The 255-nt window shown below is 65.9% G+C and carries 1 protein-coding gene; it reads right to left on the bottom strand.

Going from position 1 to position 255, the window contains the following annotated elements:
• On the bottom strand, nt 1-255 hold a 255-nt coding region (locus tag KW825_RS20355; RefSeq protein WP_218330246.1), incomplete at both ends, for a VCBS domain-containing protein.

The following is a 255-nucleotide window of genomic DNA, read 5'->3' as shown; positions in this document are numbered from 1 at the left end:
GGCCCAGAGCGCCGGCACTCGGGGTACCGGTACCGGCCTTGAACACCGCCTCGCCCGCATCCAGATCGGTCAGGGTCAGGGTGCCGCTGTCGGTCAGGGTCGGATTGCTGGCATCCTCGGTCACCGCACCCTGGTCGTCGCCGGCAATCACCGGCAGATCGTTGGTGCCGGTGATGGTGATGACCACCTCGTGGCTGGTGCCATCGGCACTGTGCACGGTGAAGGTCTCGACCTTGGTCTCACCCTCTTTCAGGT

It is taken from the genome of Aeromonas sp. sif2433 (genome assembly GCF_019218705.1).
Taxonomy (GTDB): domain Bacteria; phylum Pseudomonadota; class Gammaproteobacteria; order Enterobacterales; family Aeromonadaceae; genus Aeromonas; species Aeromonas encheleia.
Note: the sequence above shows the minus strand (reverse complement) of the source record. Positions and strands in the feature narration are given on the sequence as shown.